This is a genomic window from Burkholderia sp. Leaf177, assembly GCF_001424345.1.
GTDB lineage: Bacteria > Pseudomonadota > Gammaproteobacteria > Burkholderiales > Burkholderiaceae > Caballeronia.
On record NZ_LMPF01000025.1, the window covers coordinates 155,275 to 174,519 of the forward strand.

The 19,245-nt window shown below is 59.4% G+C and carries 19 protein-coding genes; 15 read left to right on the plus strand and 4 right to left on the minus strand.

Annotated features, from left to right (window positions below):
• Positions 1–9 precede the first annotated feature (9 nt).
• The 11 genes from ASG35_RS27345 to ASG35_RS27395 all read left to right on the plus strand — a co-directional run bounded on the left by ASG35_RS27345 (position 10) and on the right by ASG35_RS27395 (position 12,363).
• Positions 10–1,110 carry an HlyD family secretion protein gene (locus ASG35_RS27345; RefSeq protein ID WP_056365099.1) on the plus strand — a complete coding sequence of 367 codons (1,101 nt, stop codon included), beginning with the start codon at positions 10–12 and terminating at the stop codon, positions 1,108–1,110.
• The gene (locus ASG35_RS27350; protein ID WP_056365102.1) at positions 1,107–2,678 is read left to right on the plus strand and encodes a DHA2 family efflux MFS transporter permease subunit; all 1,572 of its coding nucleotides are present in this window, start codon (positions 1,107–1,109) and stop codon (positions 2,676–2,678) included. The genes ASG35_RS27345 and ASG35_RS27350 overlap by 4 nt, the downstream gene beginning before the upstream one ends.
• 8 nt (positions 2,679–2,686) lie before the next feature.
• Entirely contained in the window at positions 2,687–4,099 is a 1,413-nt protein-coding gene (locus ASG35_RS27355; RefSeq protein ID WP_056365104.1) for an efflux transporter outer membrane subunit, read from the plus strand.
• Between the two features lie 62 nt (positions 4,100–4,161).
• Positions 4,162–5,091 carry a LysR family transcriptional regulator gene (locus ASG35_RS27360; RefSeq protein ID WP_056365107.1) on the plus strand — a complete coding sequence of 310 codons (930 nt, stop codon included), beginning with the start codon at positions 4,162–4,164 and terminating at the stop codon, positions 5,089–5,091.
• A gap of 103 nt (positions 5,092–5,194) precedes the next feature.
• A complete protein-coding gene (locus ASG35_RS27365; protein WP_056365111.1) occupies positions 5,195–6,388 on the plus strand; it encodes a CaiB/BaiF CoA transferase family protein in 1,194 nt (397 codons plus the stop codon).
• 64 nt (positions 6,389–6,452) lie between these two features.
• Positions 6,453–7,799 (plus strand): MFS transporter, encoded by a 1,347-nt coding sequence (locus ASG35_RS27370; RefSeq protein ID WP_056365114.1) that lies wholly within the window; start codon positions 6,453–6,455, stop codon positions 7,797–7,799.
• A 335-nt stretch (positions 7,800–8,134) separates the two neighbouring features.
• A complete protein-coding gene (locus ASG35_RS27375) occupies positions 8,135–8,515 on the plus strand; it encodes a hypothetical protein (protein ID WP_327019668.1) in 381 nt (126 codons plus the stop codon).
• Between the two features lie 70 nt (positions 8,516–8,585).
• A complete protein-coding gene (locus tag ASG35_RS27380; protein WP_235527742.1) occupies positions 8,586–8,876 on the plus strand; it encodes a hypothetical protein in 291 nt (96 codons plus the stop codon).
• Entirely contained in the window at positions 8,873–9,148 is a 276-nt protein-coding gene (locus tag ASG35_RS27385) for a DUF6723 family protein (protein ID WP_056365117.1), read from the plus strand. Before ASG35_RS27380 ends, ASG35_RS27385 begins: the two co-directional genes overlap by 4 nt.
• A gap of 246 nt (positions 9,149–9,394) precedes the next feature.
• Positions 9,395–9,598 carry a cold-shock protein gene (locus ASG35_RS27390; protein ID WP_056365119.1) on the plus strand — a complete coding sequence of 68 codons (204 nt, stop codon included), beginning with the start codon at positions 9,395–9,397 and terminating at the stop codon, positions 9,596–9,598.
• 1,088 nt (positions 9,599–10,686) lie between these two features.
• Entirely contained in the window at positions 10,687–12,363 is a 1,677-nt protein-coding gene (locus ASG35_RS27395) for a methyl-accepting chemotaxis protein (RefSeq protein WP_056365122.1), read from the plus strand.
• A gap of 137 nt (positions 12,364–12,500) precedes the next feature.
• Here ASG35_RS27395 and ASG35_RS27400 read toward each other — a convergent pair whose 3' ends face one another.
• Positions 12,501–12,962 (minus strand): response regulator, encoded by a 462-nt coding sequence (locus ASG35_RS27400; RefSeq protein ID WP_056365125.1) that lies wholly within the window; start codon positions 12,960–12,962, stop codon positions 12,501–12,503.
• A gap of 266 nt (positions 12,963–13,228) precedes the next feature.
• Here ASG35_RS27400 and ASG35_RS27405 point away from each other — a divergent pair, with 266 nt between their 5' ends.
• The 3 genes from ASG35_RS27405 (at position 13,229) to mazF (ending at position 14,672) form a co-directional block, all read left to right on the plus strand.
• The gene (locus ASG35_RS27405) at positions 13,229–13,927 is read left to right on the plus strand and encodes a response regulator transcription factor (protein WP_056366051.1); all 699 of its coding nucleotides are present in this window, start codon (positions 13,229–13,231) and stop codon (positions 13,925–13,927) included.
• Between the two features lie 152 nt (positions 13,928–14,079).
• Positions 14,080–14,322, plus strand: a complete 243-nt coding sequence (locus tag ASG35_RS27410) for an AbrB/MazE/SpoVT family DNA-binding domain-containing protein (protein ID WP_056365128.1) — start codon at positions 14,080–14,082, stop codon at positions 14,320–14,322.
• A complete protein-coding gene (mazF, locus tag ASG35_RS27415) occupies positions 14,322–14,672 on the plus strand; it encodes an endoribonuclease MazF (RefSeq protein WP_056365132.1) in 351 nt (116 codons plus the stop codon). The genes ASG35_RS27410 and mazF overlap by 1 nt, the downstream gene beginning before the upstream one ends.
• A 12-nt stretch (positions 14,673–14,684) precedes the next feature.
• Here the strand turns inward: mazF and ASG35_RS27420 are convergent, their stop codons facing one another.
• The gene (locus ASG35_RS27420; protein WP_056365135.1) at positions 14,685–16,712 is read right to left on the minus strand and encodes an ATP-binding response regulator; all 2,028 of its coding nucleotides are present in this window, start codon (positions 16,710–16,712) and stop codon (positions 14,685–14,687) included.
• Positions 16,713–16,962: 250 nt separating this feature from the next.
• Between ASG35_RS27420 and ASG35_RS27425 the strand changes: the two genes are divergently transcribed.
• Complete coding sequence (locus tag ASG35_RS27425; RefSeq protein WP_056366054.1) at positions 16,963–17,736, plus strand: SDR family NAD(P)-dependent oxidoreductase; 774 nt, start codon at positions 16,963–16,965, stop codon at positions 17,734–17,736.
• A 21-nt stretch (positions 17,737–17,757) separates the two neighbouring features.
• Here ASG35_RS27425 and ASG35_RS27430 read toward each other — a convergent pair whose 3' ends face one another.
• Together ASG35_RS27430 and ASG35_RS27435 are read right to left on the minus strand one after the other, a co-directional pair.
• Positions 17,758–18,141, minus strand: a complete 384-nt coding sequence (locus tag ASG35_RS27430; protein WP_056365138.1) for a VOC family protein — start codon at positions 18,139–18,141, stop codon at positions 17,758–17,760.
• Between the two features lies 1 nt (position 18,142).
• Positions 18,143–19,087 (minus strand): hydroxymethylglutaryl-CoA lyase, encoded by a 945-nt coding sequence (locus tag ASG35_RS27435; RefSeq protein WP_056365140.1) that lies wholly within the window; start codon positions 19,085–19,087, stop codon positions 18,143–18,145.
• Between the last annotated feature and the right edge of the window lie 158 nt (positions 19,088–19,245).

A 19,245-nucleotide genomic window follows, 5' to 3' on the forward strand; every position in this document is an offset into this window, starting at 1 on the left:
GGAAACAACATGACCACGCCTTCCACGCCGCTTGCGTCCACTGCATCACCCGCCGCCGAAGGAGGCGCGCGGCGCGGGTTTCGCATCGGCTGGATGCCGGCTGCGATCATCGTGGTGCTGGTGGTGCTGGCCGCTGCAGCCACTTACTGGTACACCGTGCTGCGTTTCGTGCAGAGCACCGACGACGCCTACGTGGGCGGCAACGTGACCGTGATGGCGCCGAAGGTGAACGGCTTTGTCGCTGAGTTGCTGGTCACCGACAACCAGCGCGTGAAAGCGGGCCAGGTGCTGATCCGCCTCGATTCCCGCGATTACGATGCCCGTCTCGCGCAAGCCGATGCCGACCTGAAAAGCGCACGCGCCTCGGTTGACGAACTGGTCGCACGGCAGCAATTGCAGGCCGCCGTGATCAACCAGAATCAGGCGCAGGTGCGGGCATCGTCGGCGGAAGTCACGCGCAGCGCGTCCGATCAGGTGCGTTACCGGCAACTGGTGAAGGACGAAGCGGTATCGAATCAGGTTGTCGAACGGGCCGATGCCGACTATCTCAAGGCGCGCGCCACGCTCGACAACAGCAACGCTGCAACGCTCGCAGCGACGCGTCAGCTCGCGGTCCTCGCCGCGCAGGTCGAAGACGCGCGCGCGAAAGTGGCGACGGCGGAAGCGCTGCGCCGGGTCGCTGAATTGAACGTGGAATACACGACGATTCGCGCGCCGGTGGACGGCTACGTGGGCAACCGGACGGCGCGCGTGGGCATGCTGGCGAACACGGGCGCGGCGCTCCTGACCATCGTTCCGGCGGACGGCCTTTGGGTCGATGCAAACTTCAAGGAAGATCAGTTGAAGAAGATGCGCGTGGGCGATCAAGTCGACGTTGCACTCGATGCATCGAGTGACGAAATCCACGGCCATATAGAAAGCCTCGCGCCCGCAACCGGCGCCACCTTCAGCGTGCTTCCGCCCGAAAACGCCACGGGCAACTTCACGAAGATCGTGCAGCGCGTGCCGGTGCGCATTCATCTCGACGTGCCCGCCGGCCAGCAAAACGTACTGCGCCCGGGTCTTTCGGCGACGGTCAAGGTTCATCTTGGCAGCGTGAGCCACTCATGAACGCCGCAACCCTTACGCCTGCCGACCAGCCGGTCAAGCAACGGATTTTCGCGTTCGCGCTGATGTGCCTCGGTTTTTTCATGGCAACGCTCGATATCCAGATCGTGGCGTCGTCGTTGAAAGATATCGGCGGCGGTTTGTCTGCCAGCCAGGACGAATTGTCGTGGGTGCAGACGTCCTACCTAATCGCGGAAATCCTCGTCATTCCCATGTCCGGCTGGCTGTCGAAAGTCTTCTCCACGAGATGGCTTTTCGTGGCGTCGGCGGTGGGATTCACCGTCACGAGCATGCTCTGCGGCCTCGCATGGGACATCAATTCGATGATCCTCTTTCGCGGCCTGCAAGGCGCACTCGGCGCCGCGATGATCCCGACGGTATTCACCACCGCATTTGTGCTGTTTCCGGGCAAACAGCGCGTGATTGCGTCGACCACGATCGGCGCGCTGGCATCGCTCGCGCCGGCGATTGGACCGGTAATCGGCGGCTGGATTACATCGCAATGGTCGTGGCACTGGCTGTTTTATCTCAACCTCGTGCCGGGGCTCGTGGTCGCGATTCTGGTGCCGAAGTTCGTGCATATCGATGAACCGAATCTGGCCTTGCTCAAGAAAGGCGATTACCTCGGCATTGCGCTGATGTCGGGTTTTCTCGGCTGCCTTGAGTACGTGCTCGAAGAAGGTCCGCGCAAGAACTGGTCCGGCGACGACGTGATCGTCACTTGCACGTGGATCTCGGCCATCTGCGCATTCCTGTTTCTCGTGCGCGCGTTCACGGCAAAAGATCCCGTTGTGGATTTGCGCGCGCTTGCGGTACGAAACTTTGCGATCGGCTGCTTGCTGTCGTTCGTGACGGGCATTGGCATCTTCGTGTCGGTGTTTCTCACGCCGCTGTTTTTAAGCCGTGTACGCGAGTTCGATTCGCTGCAGATCGGCATTGCGTTGCTTTCGGTCGGCGTGTTCCAGTTGATCTCGCTGTGTGCATACGCCTACATTTCGCGTCTCATCGATATGCGCTGGTGCCTGTTGTTCGGCATCGTATGTTTTGGCGTCGGTTGTTATTTTTATGTGCCGCTCACCAACGACTGGGGCTGGCAACAATTGCTGTTGCCGCAAGCGCTGCGCGGGATCGGGCAGCAGTTTCTTGTGCCGCCCGTGGTCACCATGGCGCTCGGCTCGCTGCCGCAATCGCGGCTGAAATCAGCGAGCGGACTGTTCAACCTGATGCGCAATCTCGGCGGCGCAATTGGCATTGCCGTCAGCGCGACCATGCTCAACGACCGCCTGAACTTCCACTATGAACGCCTGAGCGAAAGCGTCACGACGGGCAATCCGCAAACCGAAGCGTTCCTCACGCGACAGTTCGCACATTGGGGATCCACGGCGGGCGACGCGTTGAACGCGACGAGCGCAAGTCTTGCGAACCTCCATGCGCTCGTTATGCGGGAGGCGCTCGTGCTGACGTTCTCCGACACCTTCTTCGTACTCGCGATGTGCTTTGGCATCGGCGCGATCAGCGTGATTTTCGCGCGACCCATTGGCGCGGCGCCACCTTCTCCTGACGCTCATTAAGGTCGATCATGCACAAGAAATTAGTGGCGCTGTTTGCGCTGATACCGAGCCTGCTGCTCGCGGCGTGCGCTGTTCAACCCGCGAAGCACGCCGACTTGCCATCGACGGTAAAAACGATCGCACCCGAAAACTGGAGCGTCGATGCACCGCAAGACAATACCGATACCGCCGCGTGGTGGCTGCAATTCGGCGACCCTGTGCTGCACGAACTGGTGGCATCGGTGCTGAGTCAGAACCTCGATGTTCAAGCCGCGGTCGAGCGTGTGAAACAGGCGCAGGCCGTCACCACGCAACGCAGAGCCGCGCTCTTGCCCGAGCTGGACGCAACGGCGACCGCGGCGAACACGCGCCAGAACGCACCGCCGCCATTGGGTTACGTACGTGAGGCCGGTTTTGGATTGGCGCTCAACTGGACGCCCGATGTGTTCGGCGGAGAACGCCTTGAGTTGCTGGCGGCCGAAGCGCAACTGACGGGCCGCCAGCATGCCGTCGATGAACTTCGTCTTGCGCTCGCGGCGAACACTGCATCGGTGTATGTGGATTTACGATGGGCGCAAACCGAGCAAAAGATTCTGCAGGATAACGTATCAATCCGCGAACGTGCGCTCAAGTTGACGCAAGAGCGCATGCAATACGGGCTCTCCACGCGGCTCGACGTAGCGCGTGCGCAGAACCAGTTGAGCGAGTTGCAATCGCGCTTGCCGCGCGCGGCATCGACCATTCAACACCAGTTGAGCCTGATCGCCGTGTACTCGGGCCGCACGCCGGAATCCGTCGATACCCTCGTGCTCGCGACGCCCGCCGCGATTCCGACGCCGGCCAATGCCGTGCCGCAAATGCTGCCATCCGAGGCGTTATTGCGTCGCCCCGATGTCCGCAGCGCCTACGCCGAGCTCACCCAACGCGCGGCTGAAGTCGGCGTGGCGAATGCCAATCGCTATCCGAAATTTTCGCTGCAACTGACCGATGGTTTGCTGGCATCGTCGTATCTCGGCTTGCCTACATTGACCGATAACCTTTTCAGCGCCGCGCTCAACGCGACAAGTCCAATCTTCAACGCCGGGCGCATCACAGCGGGTATCGAGCAGAACGAAAGCCGCATGCGCGAGTCCGATCTGCGGCTGCGCCAGACCATGCTGCAGGCGCTGAAAGACGTGGAGGACACACGCAGCGATCTTGTCAGCACGTCGGAACAGGCGGATCGCTTGAAAGATGCATTGCAGTCGTCGGATCAATCGTTACGGCTTTCCACGCAGCTTTACAAGGGCGGCGCGAGCGGTTTCCTCGATGTCCTCGCGGCGCAGGACGCTTATCTCAAGGACTCGGACGCGCTGAATCAGGCGAAGCGCGAGCACGCGCTGGCGGCGGTTGCGCTGTATCGATCGCTCGGTGGCGGCTGGAGCGAGACGCGGCAGGAATGATGTGGAAAGGACGCCTCGGGTAACATCGGGCATCTTTCGCCAACCGATGCTCGACCCCGCGCATGGCACTCAAAAACTTGCTGAGACGGCTTGACCTGACCACGCTGCAACTTTTCCTCGCCGTCTACGAGGAGGGCACGCTCACGCGCGCCGCGGAACGCGAGGCGATCGCCGTGTCGGCTGCAAGCAAGCGCTTGCTCGAACTCGAACAGGCCGTGGGCGCGCCGTTATTCGTTCGTCGCGCGCGCGGCATGGAACTCACGCCGGCCGGCGAAACGCTGTTGCACCACGCGCGCCGCGTGCTGCGCGATGTCGAGAATATCGGCATCGAACTTGCCGAGCATGCGACCGGCGTGCGCGGTTACGTGCGCATGATGGCAAACCTCTCGGCCATTGTGGAGTTCTTGCCGGAAGACCTTCGCGCATTCTTTTCGATGAACGAACGCATCAAGCTCGACCTCGAAGAGCGGCCGAGCAGCGGCGTGGTGGAGGGCATTGCTGACAGCCTCGCGGATGTCGGTATCTGCTCGGGCGAAGCCGACACGCGCGGCCTTCATGTCTCGCATTACCGGCATGATTCGCTCGTGGTCGTGATGCGCGAAGACCACGCGCTTGCGGGACGTGAGAAGGTAGCGTTCGTCGAGACACTCGATGGCGATCATGTCGGCTTGCATGCAGCAAGCTCAATCAACTTGCGCACGCACATGGCCGCGCGACAGGCGGGCAAACCCTTGCGGCTGCGCATCCAGGTGCCCGGTTTCGATGCCGTCTGCCGCATGGTCCAGACGGGTCTGGGCATCAGCGTGCTGCCGCTGAAGGTGTTCAACACGGTGGGGCGACCGCTCGGCTTGACCGCCGTCACGCTCGATGAACCCTGGAGCCAGCGCGATTTGATCGTTGTAGTACGCGATGTCAACGCGCTGTCGCCAGTCAGCAAAATGCTCTTCGATCACCTACTTTCGGTTGAACACAAAGAGCAAAACCCCGCCTGAGCGTTCGCCGTTCGCGAACGGTCGTTGGTGAATTGCGGTTGGACGCGGAGCGTGGCGCGCTCCTAAGCTGTCTTCAGACTAGACATTTCTGGAGACATGCATCATGGCCGGACCTCTTGCAGGTATTCGTGTGATCGAGATTGGCACGCTTATCGCAGCGCCTTTTGCAGCTCGGCTAATGGGTGAATTTGGCGCCGACGTGATCAAGATCGAGGCGCCCGAAAACGGCGATCCGCTTCGCAAATGGCGAAAGCTGCACGAGGGCACATCGCTCTGGTGGTATCTGCAATCGCGCAACAAGAAGTCGGTTTGCGTGAACCTCAAGTCGCCGGATGGCGTGGATGTCGTCAAGCGCCTCGTCGCGGACGCGGACGTCATCATCGAAAATCTGCGTCCCGGCGCGCTCGAAAAACTCGGCCTCGGCTGGGACGTCCTGCACGAAATCAATCCCAAACTCACCATGGTGCGTATCTCCGGATACGGACAATCCGGGCCGTATCGCGACCGTCCGGGCTTCGGCGCGATTGGCGAGGCGATGGGCGGCATTCGCTACACCACCGGCGAGGTCAACGGTGCGCCGGCCCGCGTGGGCGTGAGTCTCGGCGACTCGCTTGCGTCGCTGCATGGCGTGATCGGCGCGTTGATGTCCATCTTGCGCGTGAAGACCGGGCAGGGTGACGGGCAAGTGGTGGATGTATCGCTGGTTGAAAGCGTCTTCAATCTGATGGAAAGCCTGATTCCCGAATACGATTTGCTGGGTCATGTACGTGAGCGCAGCGGCGGCGCGTTGCCGGGCATCGCGCCATCGAATACGTACCCAACGGAAGACAACGGTTATGTTGTGATTGCCGGCAACAGCGATCCGATTTTCAAGCGCCTCATGCACGTGATAGGCCGCCCCGATCTCGCCGATGACCCCGCGCTCGCCCGCAACGACGGCCGTGCCGCGCGAAGCGAACAACTCGATGCCGCCATCACGGCTTGGACCTCGCACCATTGCACGGAAGATGTGATCGCCGCGCTCGAAGCGGCGGAAGTGCCTGCAGGCAGGATCTATTCCGTGGCGGACATTGTCGCCGACCCGCATTACCAGGCGCGCGATATGTTGCTCGATGCGGCGTTGCCCGGCGGTGTCTCGGTGAAAATGCCGGGCATTGTCCCCAAGCTGTCGGACACTCCTGGCGAAGTGCGCTGGCAGGGTCCGTCGCTCGGAGAACATACGGATTCCGTACTAAATGTTCTCGGATTCGATGCACAGGACGTTGCCCGCCTGCGCCGCGAAGGCGCGGTCCAATAACACCTTCCGCAATCCCTTCAATAACCATGACCGGACCAAGCAACGAGTCCGGCAGGAGACAATCATGAGCGTTCCAGGCGTCACGGCAACAGCAGTACACGAACCCAGCGAAACCGACTTCAAGGCGATCATCCGGAAGGTTGCATGGCGCGTGATGCCGCTGATCATGATCTGCTATCTGTTCGCATTCTTCGACCGTATCAACATCAGCTTTGCGAAGTTCCAGTTGCAAAGCGACCTGGGTTTCTCCGATACCGCCTACGGCCTTGGTGCAAGCCTTTTTGTCATCGGCTACGTATTGTTCGAAGTCCCAAGTAATTTGATGTTGTACAAGGTCGGCGCCCGCCGATGGATCGCGCGCATCATGATTTCTTGGGGTATCGCCACGAGCCTGATGGTGTTTGTCGGCAACGAATGGCAGTTCTATACGCTGCGTTTTATCATCGGTGCAATGGAAGCGGGCTTCGCTCCCGGCGTGCTGTACTACCTCACCCTGTGGTTCCCGGCGAGTCATCGCGGACGCATTACGTCGTTGCTGTTTCTGGCCTCCGCATTTTCAGGTCTGGTCGGCGCGCCGCTTTCGGGGCTCGTGCTGGGCCACATGGATGGTGTCCTGGGCATTCGCGGCTGGCACTGGCTCTTTCTTCTCGGCGGCTTGCCGTGTGTCGTGCTCGGCGTGCTCGTGCTCAAGACGCTGAAAGACCGTATCGAAGATGCAGGTTGGCTGAGCGCTACCGAAAAATCGATGCTCGCAAGCCGTATCGTGCGTCAGGCACCGCATTCGGGCGCGGGGCGATCGCTCTGGGGCGCAATCAAAACGCCGGGTTTCCTGACGCTTGGGCTGGTCTACTTTCTGATTCAGGTTGCTTCCTACGGACTCAACTTCTGGGCGCCGCAACTAATCCGCAGCGCGGGCACGCACAATCCGACGACCATCGGTCTGCTGACTGCCGTGCCTTATATTTGCGGCGCGATCTGCATGGTCGTGGTCGGCCGTCTGTCGGATGCGTCCGGCGAGCGCCGCAAGTTCGTCTCCGGACTCTTATTGATGGCGGCGATCGGCTTCTTCGCCGCAGGCATCTTCGATAAACAAACCGGCCTGCTCATTATTTCGCTTGGCGTGATGGGCGGCGGCGTGGTGGCATCGATCCCGGCTTTCTGGGCGCTGCCACCCAAATTGCTGACGGGCGCCGGCGCAGCGGGTGGAATCGCGTTGATCAATACGCTCGGGCAACTCGGCGGAATCGTGAGTCCAGTGATGGTCGGCCGGGTTCGGGACTTAACGGGCAGCACAACGCCTGCGTTATATGCAATCGGAGCAATGAGCCTGATTTGCGCCGCTATTTTGCTATTCGGGCTGCCAGCAACGTTGCGGCAAAAGGATCAATCCGACGCGCGTATTTCCGCCTGATTGACGTGGCATTTCATTTAGGCGCTGTTTCGGTATCAGCCGAAGCGGCGTTTTTATTTGCGGATTATCTAAAACGGCCAAACCTACCGTTATTTAATTAGTCCAATCATAAAGCAGCAATATCGCCCGACACACTTCATCCGTTGCTTTAAATATCCTCGCGGCATATCCGCGCGGCAAGCGTTCCGCAGGTTTCGTCGGTACGAATTGCCTTGCCCAAATCACCGTTTCGGCGCATCCTTCATCGTTCCGATGCCGATGACCGCCTGTTTTTCCTTATCGGTACATCAGGCGTTTCCCAAGACGGTCAGCGCAGTGTTTTCAGCGAGTGCGTTATGACCATCCATATCGTCGAATACCGCGGCTTTGCGTTGCGCGCTTATTCACAGCAGATTTTCCCGCCCCACGGCGATCCGTTCGCAAAAGGCCCAAAGAGATTTTCCGCAATTGTCCAGATTGATTCGGTACCCACCGACAACGCGACATCAAAGCGATATTCGCCGGGTTTGAAGGGCACGGAGCCGGCCAGCGCGGATGACGCGATCGAACTTGCGTTGCAATACGGCCGCGACATCATTGACGGCAAGGTGCAGGCAGGTGCGCTGTACAACGCAAGAAGCGGGCGTTTTTCGCATTCAGTGAGACGATTCAGGCCGGCCGTCGCGCCTGCGCCGCTGCAAGCGAGCAGCGACGGCGTGATGAACGACAGCGCATGAACTTGCGCTAAGAGCCTGGCAGCAATACCGCGCGACGAAATCTCGGGGGTCGCGCAATAACCGAAAGAGCATGATCATGAACGACACAGTAAGAAGCTATCGCGGCCTGGAAATCTACCCGCTGATTTACCCGCATAAGCCGCGCGGCGCGGACGGTTCGCGCCACTATGATTCCGGGTTCGACGCCGCCGTGAAAATCTCGCGGCGCGGTGTTGACGACAGCACCACGACCAGCCGCGTTTATCGCGTGCCGGGTGAAAGCCCGTTCAGCGGTTCAGGTGAAGCGCGCCTTGCATCAATGCGCTATGCCGAGCAACTGATTGACGGAAGCGTGGCGGGCGAGTCGATCGCCGATCTATGAATTACCCATCCTCGCTCGACCATTCACGCGCCGCGTCGCCATCTGACAAACCTGCCGTGCAAAGCAACTACAACGTGGCCGTATCGTCCAGACGCGCAACGGGTGGCACCATGCCCACGCTGCGCGTGACGCGCCTCTCGGATAAACGCGTGATCTACCCATTCGTGGGCTGCGCCGACATGCCGCTTTTCCCTGACGCACAAAGCGCTCGCGATTACGCCGAACGGTATGGTGCGAGCCTCGTTGAAGGCGATATCGCCGTGCCGGAATGACATTCGGATGCAACGGTTCGCGGCCATCAAGATGAATCGTTACATTGCATGACTAAGCTCAATCCGAAATAGCTTGACACGGCCTCTCACGGGACGTAATCTGAGGGTCGAAGTATTCAAGAAGTTCGATTGCTGTTCATCATTCTCCGTTGTCATCTCCGCGGTATTTGTTGTCCTCTCACTTCCTTGAAGCTTCTCTTGCCTCATTCAGAGGCTGCATCATCTTTATATTTTCAAGGATTTAATATGGATACCGGTATCGTCAAGTGGTTCAACGACAGCAAGGGCTTCGGCTTCATTACGCCTGATGCAGGCGGCGACGACCTCTTCGCCCACTTTTCGGAAATTCGCAGCGAAGGCTTCAAGACCCTCGCCGAAAACCAGAAGGTTAGCTTCGAAACGAAGCAAGGCCCGAAGGGTCTGCAAGCATCGAACATCACGCCGCTGTAATTGACGGTGTAGTTGTTTAACGTGTGAACTGGATTGCTCCAGTTCACACGCGTAGCAAAAATTATGTATCAAGCGTTTCGCGGAGCTTTGGCTCCCGGTTGCTGAAGTCGTCTCGGGCAAGTGAGTTTCAAGTCACCTTGTTCTTTGCGGCATCGCTTCCATCAGCATTGCACTTGTCTGCCTATGCTTGCATGTGTTGCACTTCCACTTTAGTCCGCTGTCGCATTAGTCCTCTGCCGCTTTAGTCCCCTGCAATTTCCTGCAATACTCCGCTGCCACGTTGCGCTTTATCGAGCGTTTTCGTTCATTGCCGCGTTTGTGTCTAGGGCTGCTTTCTGCTGTGTTCCTGCTGCTCCTCTGCGAATTTATGGCCTCGTGCCAGTAACAACACATCCCTATGATGGCTTTTGTGGGATGGCGTTTATTCGTGTGTTTTACTTATGCATAACTCTAAAATTTATCAATATAACGGCTATAAAGTCGTAGCTTTTGCCCATCGCTTGCCAGACGGGCTGTTCGCATCGAATTTGCTGCTTGAACGCAATTGCGGCGCGAGAAAAGGTAACCGCTATCAATTTCACGCTCTCGACTACTTCAAGGACGAGTCACAAGCAATCGGCCATTCCCGCAAATGGGCCCATAAGTGGGTCGATACACGCGGCTGAGTTGAACTGTTTGTGAATACCGACTGACGCGCCCTAACGGCGCGGGACAAATACTACAGCGCACTTCAGGTGCGCTTTTGTCGTTTACGTGCTCCCCATCCGCAAAAGATACCGCTGAGATTTAGCCCCTCGGAAAATCCGGTAATAAATTTGCATCTTTTCCTCAAGCTATCTTTTTGGCTGTCGATAAACATCTTGCCTGCATCGACAAATGTGTGACGGAGCATCACCAAAAAAGCTTACCGCGTTCGAGGAAGAGAGCCTCGCCGTCTAGAGCACTTTGCGACAGGCACGGCCCGCGGGCCAGACCATCACCAAGACTACTGGTTGGTCCGCGCCGCACTCGATCCGCTGTCGGCTCTTTGGGGGCAAAGACCGCAGCGGCAACTCAGCCGTTATGCCCGTGGGGGCAGGAGTCGCCACATGAATCTCAAAGATGTGTCCATCAAGAGCAAGCTTATCGGAGGATTCGGTGTGCTCGCCGTTATCGTGCTGGGCGTTTCAGCAATGTCGTTGCGCGCGTTGAGCACATCGACCGATGGCTTCTCCAACTATGTGCACGGCCCGAACGCTCGCGCCGATGTCGCGACGCAAGTACGTACTGCCGTGGACCGCCGGGCGATTGCCGCGCGCAATCTGGTCCTCGTCACGAAACCATCGGACCTGGAGATCGAGAAAGCCGAAGTGATCCGGGCGTCGGAAGACGTGCAAACCAAGCTGAAGCTTTTGAAAACGATGGTTGCAACAGGACCGGACAGCAGCGATACCGCTCGCAGCCTCGTCAACGAGATCGATCGGGTGGAATCGCTTTATGGCCCCGTCGCGGATGCCATCGTCGGATTGGCGTTGGGCGGCAAACACGACGAGGCGATCGTGAAGATGGACAACGAATGCCGTCCGTTGCTGGCCGCGCTCGTCAACGCGACGAACGCGTACGCCGAATACACGCGCGGGCGTCAGGAGCAGATGGTGCGTGAGTCCGACGAGCAGTACCAGACGCAGCGCAACTGGATGATCGCGCTTTGCGTGGCGGCGCTTGCATTGGCGGCGGGCGCGGGCGTGTTCATCACGCGTTCGATCACGGGTCCGATTCGTCGTGCAGTCGATGTCGCGAGCACGGTTGCACGCGGCGATTTGCGTAGCCGTATCGTGGTGATGCAGAAGGACGAGACCGGCCAATTGCTGGGCGCGCTCGCCGATATGAACACGCGGTTGATCGAGACGGTGAGCCGCGTGCGTGAAAGCAGCGGCAGTATCGCGAATGCTTCCACCGAAATTGCGACGGGCAATACCGACCTCAGCCAGCGCACGGAAGAACAGGCGGCGTCGCTCGAGGAAACGGCGGCGAGCATGGAAGAGCTGACATCGACGGTGAAGCAGAACACCGAGAACGCGCAGCAGGCGAGCGCGCTGGCATCGAATGCGTCCAATGTCGCGCAGCGCGGCAGCAAGGTCGTGAGCCAGGTGGTCGACACCATGCACGGCATCAGCGCGAGCTCGACAAAGATCGCGGAGATCACGGGGATGATCGAAGGCATCGCGTTCCAGACCAATATCCTGGCGCTGAATGCCGCCGTGGAAGCGGCGCGTGCAGGCGAGCAAGGGCGCGGTTTCGCGGTGGTGGCGAGCGAAGTGCGCAGTCTGGCGCAACGGTCGTCTAGCGCGGCAAAGGAGATCAAGGAATTGATCGCCAACTCCGTGCAGCAGGTTCAGAGCGGATCGGTGCTTGCCGGACAAGCCGGCGAGACGATGGCCGAAGTCACGCAAGCGGTCGCGCGCGTGACGGACATCATGGAGGAGATCGCGGCGGCGTCAGTCGAGCAGGGACGCGGTATCGAACAGGTCAATCAGGCGATCACGCAGATGGACGAGGTCACGCAGCAGAATGCGGCGCTGGTGGAGGAAGCGGCGGCGGCGTCGCAGTCGCTGCAGGATCAGGGGCGCCAGTTGATGGACGCGGTGGCGTTTTTCCAGATGGAAGGATCCGCGGCGGTTGTGCCCGACGTTCGCGCGGTCGCGAAGTTTGCGCAGAAACGAGTGCCCGCAGTGCGCGTCGCCCCGCTCAAAACGGCCGGCAACGACGGTTGGAGCACGTTCTAAGCTCTCTCCAGGCGGTGAGAAAACAGCGCGAGCGTCTTGGGACGCCGCGCTGATCGAAGCCTCGGTTGCCGTTGTTGCCGCGGTGCGATTCGTCACGGCTCACGGCTCACGGCGATTGGCTGAGGCAAGCGCCAGCGCTAGGACGTGCGGCGATGCGGTATCGAAAAGTACGTGGTCAGCATTTCGGCCAGGCGCCAGGTGGCGCAGGGGCGGCGGCAGTGTGCATCGAATCCGGCGTGCTTCAAGGTTTCGATGGGATCGGCCGGCCAGATATTGCTGATAGCGACCAGCAGGCGGCCGGAGGTGTCTGCGTCGGGGCGCAGCGCCCGGATGAATTCATAACCGGATTCGCTGTCGAGCCGCGTGTCCAGTATCAATGCCTGCGGTTTCCAGTTCTGCAGCAGCGAACGCGCTGACTTGAGGTTCTGCGTCTGCATCACCTGTAATCCGGTAAGCCGCAGCAATGCCGCCAGCGACTCGCCGATCAGTTTGTCCTGATGCGCGATCAACACGCGGGGCGAACCAACCGGCATCCGTGCCTGCTTGCCGCTCCATAACGCAAAGTGTCTCTCGTCATCGGTGCCTGAACGACTGCTCATGATGTCCTCCTCGTGGTTTTTATGTGAGTGGGAACGCCTGACCGTGTCTCCTCTCGCTAGCTGCAGCTTCGAGTTCGGCGATGGCGCTGTTGCTGAGTCGATGACGCAGTGTCCCGTTTAAGCGTTCGCAGCAAAACCCGGTCGAGGAGGGGCACGGAACGCGTTTTTCGGGGGGAGCGGGCACCCTCCCACTGATCCCTGCGAAAGGAGGGGTTCCGGGAGGCACCCTTACCGGTACCATCGAAGCGTGATTTATGGGAATGGCAATGGAAAACGGTAACTTCAAGACGGTGCTGCTGGTCGAGGACGAGGGGCTCACGCGAAGCGCCATGAAGAGCCTGATCCTTGCCAACGAACCGTTGCTCGATATCGATGAGGCTGACGGCATCGAACAGGCCAAGGAGAAGCTCTCCGGCGGCTCGTACGATCTGGTCTTTCTCGACTATCAATTGCGGGGAAACTCCACAGGCCTCGATTTGCTGAACTGGATCGGGGAACAGGAGCGCGAGGTACAGACCATCATGCTGTCCGCACAAGACGACCGCGATACGGTGCTGGAATGCATCAGGAGCGGCGCATGCGGATTTATTTCGAAGGCGAGCGAGCAGGGCGCAGGCGTGTTTCGCGAGGCGCTCAAGACCATTTTGAGCGGCCGGGTGTATTTGCCCAATAGCGTGCTCGGAAAGGGCGGTCACAGCCCGAAGCCGGTATCCACGCACTCAGGCGTGACCGTGGAGTCGCTGAACCTGCCGCCGCGGCTGACTGAAACGCTGCGCTATTTGCTGCAGGGTTTGTCGAACAAGGCGATCGCCCGGAAGATGAATATCAGCGAGAATACGGCGAAGGAATATTCAAGCGATCTCCTCGCGCGTTTTCACGTCACGCGGCGGACTTTCCTGATCGTGGAAATGGCGCGGCGGGGAATCGAGATGCCGATGGGAAATGCGGCTGTGCCGGCAAGGTAAGCGCGGGGTTGGGCGGGGCCTGAGAGACAAAACGTAAAAGCGATGAATACGCTTGAAGCGATAAAAAGAAACCCGGTGTTGTATCGACAATGTCGCTACGTGCTGAAGCATATGGCATAGTATCGACATTGAAGATACAAAAAGGCTTTGGTATGCGCGTCACTGTCAAGAAATGGGGAAATAGTGCTGCTGTGCGCATTCCCGCATCGATCATGGAAGCAATCAGTCTGAACCTCGACGAACAGGTTGATGTTCGGGAAGAAGGCGGCCATATCGTTATCGAGCCGGTTCGTACGAGGCAATACAGTCTCGATCAGCTTCTGGCCGCCATCACGCCCGATAATCTGCACGACGAAGCCGATTTTGGCGCGCCGGTCGGCAAGGAATTGCTCTGATGGTGCGGCGTTATGTGCCGGATGCGGGCGACATCGTGTGGCTCAATTTCGATCCCCAGGCAGGGCATGAGCAGGCTGGCCATCGGCCGGCGCTTGTCGTCAGTCCATCGGCGTACAACGGCAAGACCGGTTTGATGCTTTGCTGTCCGCTGACTACGCAAGTCAAGGGGTATCCGTTCGAAGTGAACATTGAAGGCGGCGACCGGCCTCAAGCCGCTCTTTCAGATCAAATCAAAAGTCTCGACTGGATCGTGCGGAAAGCGGTCCGGAAAGCGCGGGTAACGCCCGGCGAGCTTGTCGAGGTGCGGGCCAAGATCGCCGCACTGATTGGCGTGGCTTCCGCCCGTTAGAACACTACGTTTTCAACACCGCCGCGCCGTTTCATCGAACGACTTCCCCGATATCAGCGAAGCAATCTGCCTGCGCAGTTCCGCCGGACTCACCGGTTTGCTCAATACGTCGTGATCGCACGCAAGCGGCACGATCGTCGCGGCCGGTTCGCCGGTAACCACCAGACACGGGCAACGCCGGCCGAGCTTTACGGCGCCGAGCATCGCGACTTCGCGCGCGGTTTTTTCATCGCGCAAACGGAAGTCCGTGATGATCAGGTCCGGGTATCGTTCAATAGATCCCAAGATGTGCTCGAACTCCTCGAAACTGCTGGCGGAATCGAACAACACGCCCCATTGCACGAGCAGCGCTTCCGTCGATGCCCGCACCAGGCTGTCGTCTTCGACCAGCAACACGTATAGCCCTTCGAGCGGCACTTCCAGGTAATCGGCGGTATCGCCCTTCGCTCGCGGCGCGGCGTCGCCAAGCGGCGAGCCGCAAATCGGCATTTCGAGCGAGAAACGCGATCCGCGTCCTTCCGCCGACTTCAGTTCTATCCGATGCTCCTCCAGCATCGACACCACCGCGTTCACGATCGACAACCCCAGCCCGAGCCCGCGGTCGTTGTCCTGTTCCGTGTTGCCGACCTGGAAGAAGGGCTGGAAGATCGCGTCCCAATGTTCAGACGCAATGCCAATGCCGTTATCGACCACGTCGATGCGCGTCCGCGTCGCCGAGCGCACCACGCCCACGATCACGACCGGTTTGGTGTTCTTGACGGCATCGGCGTAACGAATTCCGTTCGATACCAGATTCGCGATCGCCCGCTGCAGCCAGTGCGAGTCGCTGCGAACGTAGACAGGCGCTTCGGGCACGCGCAGACGCAATTCAACGCCGTGCATGGCGGCAAGCGGGCGCAATTGCTCGGCGACTTCGAACACGGCGAGCTTCAGGTCGAACACGTGATATCGCGGCATCACGCGACCCGATTCGAGCCTCGACAGATCCAGCACCGCGTTCAGGAAGCGCGCGAGGATCACGGAGGAACGCCCGGATTCATCGATAAGCCTTGCAGCTTCGGCGACATCGTCATGACGCACGGCTTCCGCGGCGGCTTGCAGGAAGAGGTTGAGCGCGTGCATTGGTTGCCGCAAGTCGTGCGTGGCGGCGGCGAGGAAATTCGATTTCTCGCGGCTGGCCGTTTCCGCGGCCAACGTTTGCTGTTCCTTCAGCGAAATCAGCGCGCGGGTTTTCGTGTCCTGATCTTTCTTCGATGCCAGCAAATCCAGGTTTTTCCGTTCCAGCTGCACATTCGCGGTCACCAATTCGTTGTTGAGCACGCCGAGCGCACGTTCGGCTGCGAAGCGTTCACGCGATACCCGCTCCGCATGGACACACACGCCGTGTCCGATCACGACCACGTTGAACAGATAGAACATGCCCATGTAGAAGTCTTCGGGCGAGAGTATCCGGATGGTCAGTTGCAGCAGGATGATGCTTGAAAACGTGACCACGGCGGCCGTCAGCGCGACCCTGGACTTCAGATAAAAGAAACCGAACTGGAAGAAAAAGACCAGATAAAGGCCGACGAAATACCACGTGTAGTTGAATGGCCGCGGTGAGATGGCAACGAGCAGGAGCAGCAGCAGGTTGCAGCCGTACACGCCCATCAGGATTACGCGCTGGGACGACTTGTGCGTGGCGAACGAGCCGCGCAACGCGAGGCTCAGCACGAACATTAGCCAGACAATGCCCGCAAACCGCAGCGCCATGATGTCCATGAACACGGGTTCGAGCACCGAGCTTTCGCGGCCGAAATTGAAGTCGTACCAGAGGAAACAGATCCAGACGCTCAGCGCCAGCAACGCCGATGCACGCCGGAAAGCGCAAAAGCGCAGGCTATGGTCTTCGAGGAATTGCGCTTCCAGCGCCGCGTCGGGGAATGCCTTGGGGACCGACAAATTACGGATGAGACTCAGGCCTGCGTCGCGCGCCGATGCCGATACGAGCTGTGACGGCGTTGGCGGGGCGATCTCGGCGGTGTGCTCCGGTACGTCCATGATTCGCTCACTCGAAAAGAACGTGACCGGCTACTTTAGCGGAGCACGCGTCTGATGAAAACCTCGTAATTGCAGGGGCTGACCAGCGTCCGACCGGCGATGACCTGATGTCATCGGCTTAATGACGCGCAGGCTATCGTCATTCAAACTCAGCCGCATTACGATTTATTCCCGAACTTCCAGCTTTGCCGCGAATTTTTATGCGGCCTTCTTTGATCAGATCCAAGTCGATCTATATAGGACGAAAATCATGTCGCGAATTTTCATAACAGGGTCGGCTGACGGCCTCGGACAGATGGCGGCGCAACTGCTCGTGGCAGAAGGGCATCGCGTAGTCCTGCATGCACGTAACGAAAAGCGCGCCGCCGATGCAATGCGCGCAGTGCCAGGCGCGGAGGCGGTCGTATCGGGCGATTTGTCGAGCATGGACGAAACACGTGACGTTGCCGCGCAAGTGAACCGCCTCGGACGCTTCGATGCCGTGATCCATAACGCGGGCGTGGGGTATCGCGAACCGCGCCGTATCGAGACCGTAGATGGTTTGCCGCACGTTTTCGCCATCAACACTGTCGCGCCGTACATCCTGACTGCCTTGATCGATAAACCTAAGCGATTGGTCTATTTGAGTTCGGGCATGCATGAGGGCGGCTCGTCCGGGCTCGACGACCTGCTCTGGAAAACCCGCGCATGGCAGGGCGCTAGCGCCTATTCGGATTCGAAGCTTCACGATCTCTGGCTGGCGTTAGGCGTTGCACGTCGATGGCCGGAGGTTTTATCGAATGCGGTCCATCCCGGATGGGTGCCAACGAAGATGGGCGGCGCGGGCGCGCCCGACGACATCAAGGCCGCTCCGCGCACGCAAACCTGGCTTGCCGCCAGTGACGACCCTGCAGCAAGCGTGACGGGCGAATATTTCTTCCATATGAAACCGCGCAAGCCGAGCGCAGCTGCTCGCGACGAACGTTTGCAGGATGGACTGATCGAGGCGTGCGAACGATTGACGGGGATTCGTCTGCCGAATTAAACGCCTTTGGGTCCGATCAATTTAAACCAGTTCGGAAATCTCGATCAGGTTCAGGTCGGGATCGCGGATATAGACCGAGCGGATCTTTTGCGTCGCCCCGGTCCGCTCGACCGGCCCTTCGATGATCGGCCAATCGAATCGATTCAGATGCGCAATGACATCGTTCAGAGGAATGGCCGCTATAAAACACAGATCGAGCGCGCCCGGAACAGGAAGATGCGCCTTTGGTTCAAACTCATTGCCGCGCACGTGCAGATTTATTTTCTGGTTGCCGAAGCGAAATGCGCTGCGTCCGTCGCCAAAGGTTTCGAGTTGCATTCCCAAGACTTCGGTATAGAAATGACGGGTCGCCGCTTCATCGATACACGTCAGCACCAGGTGATCCAGATGATCGATCAAGGCCATATCAAGCTCCTTCGCGTGCCACTGTTTTTTGTTGCTCGGGCGGGGCGCTGTGAAGATCGAGACGGCGGCCGGCCTTGAGAATCTGGCTGGGCACGTCGTGTCCGATCAACCCCGGCAGCAGCGCCGATGCTCTCAGCACCGCGCCGAGGTCAACCTGGGTATCGTAACCATCGAGCGCCAGCATGTGCACGAGTTCCTCGGTGCACACGTTGCCGGTTGCACCGGGCGCGTATGGGCAACCGCCAATGCCGCCGAGCGATGCATCGAAACGGTCGATACCCGCTTCCAGCGCCGCAAGCGTATTTGCGAGCGCCATGCCACGCGTATTGTGAAAATGCAGCGTCAGTTCGAGCGCCGGAAATGCGTCGCGCACGCGTTCGCATAATGCCTTCACCTGCGACGGATACGCCATGCCGGTGGTATCGCACAGCGTCACGCCGTGCACGCCGAGCGCGGCGAATTCAGCCGCCCAGCGCAGCACTTCTTCGACGGGAACGTCGCCTTCCATGGGGCATCCCATCGACGTAGACAATGACACGTTGATGGCAACCGGCGTTTGCTTCACCACGCCGATCACCTCGCGCAACTGGGCGAACGATTGCTCGCGGCTCATGCGCAAATTCGCGCGGTTGTGGGTCTCGCTCACCGACATCACGAGGTTGACCTCATCCACGCCGCACGACAACGCGCGTTCCGCTCCACGCAGGTTAGGCACGAGCACGGTGTAGACCAGACCTTCGCGCCGCGCGATGCCGTGCATGACGGCTTCCGCGTCGCGCAACGCGGGAATTGCTTTGGGCGATGTGAACGATGTCACTTCTATTTTCGCGAATCCGCAGGCGCTCAATGCATCGATGAGGGCGATCTTCGCGTCGGTATCGACGAACTGTTTTTCGTTTTGAAAGCCATCGCGGGTCGCGACTTCCTGGATGTAAAGGCGTTTCATGGGTCTCCTCAGGCTCGGGTGATGACGGCGAGACTGACATGATGAACGCTCAGGCGCAGCATGAAAATCGCTGGTTTTTCCACGACCGTTTCCATTTTGGAAAGTCACGCTTAAAAGCGGTTCATGTCAAAGTCGCGCCATGAGGCTTCATTAATCAA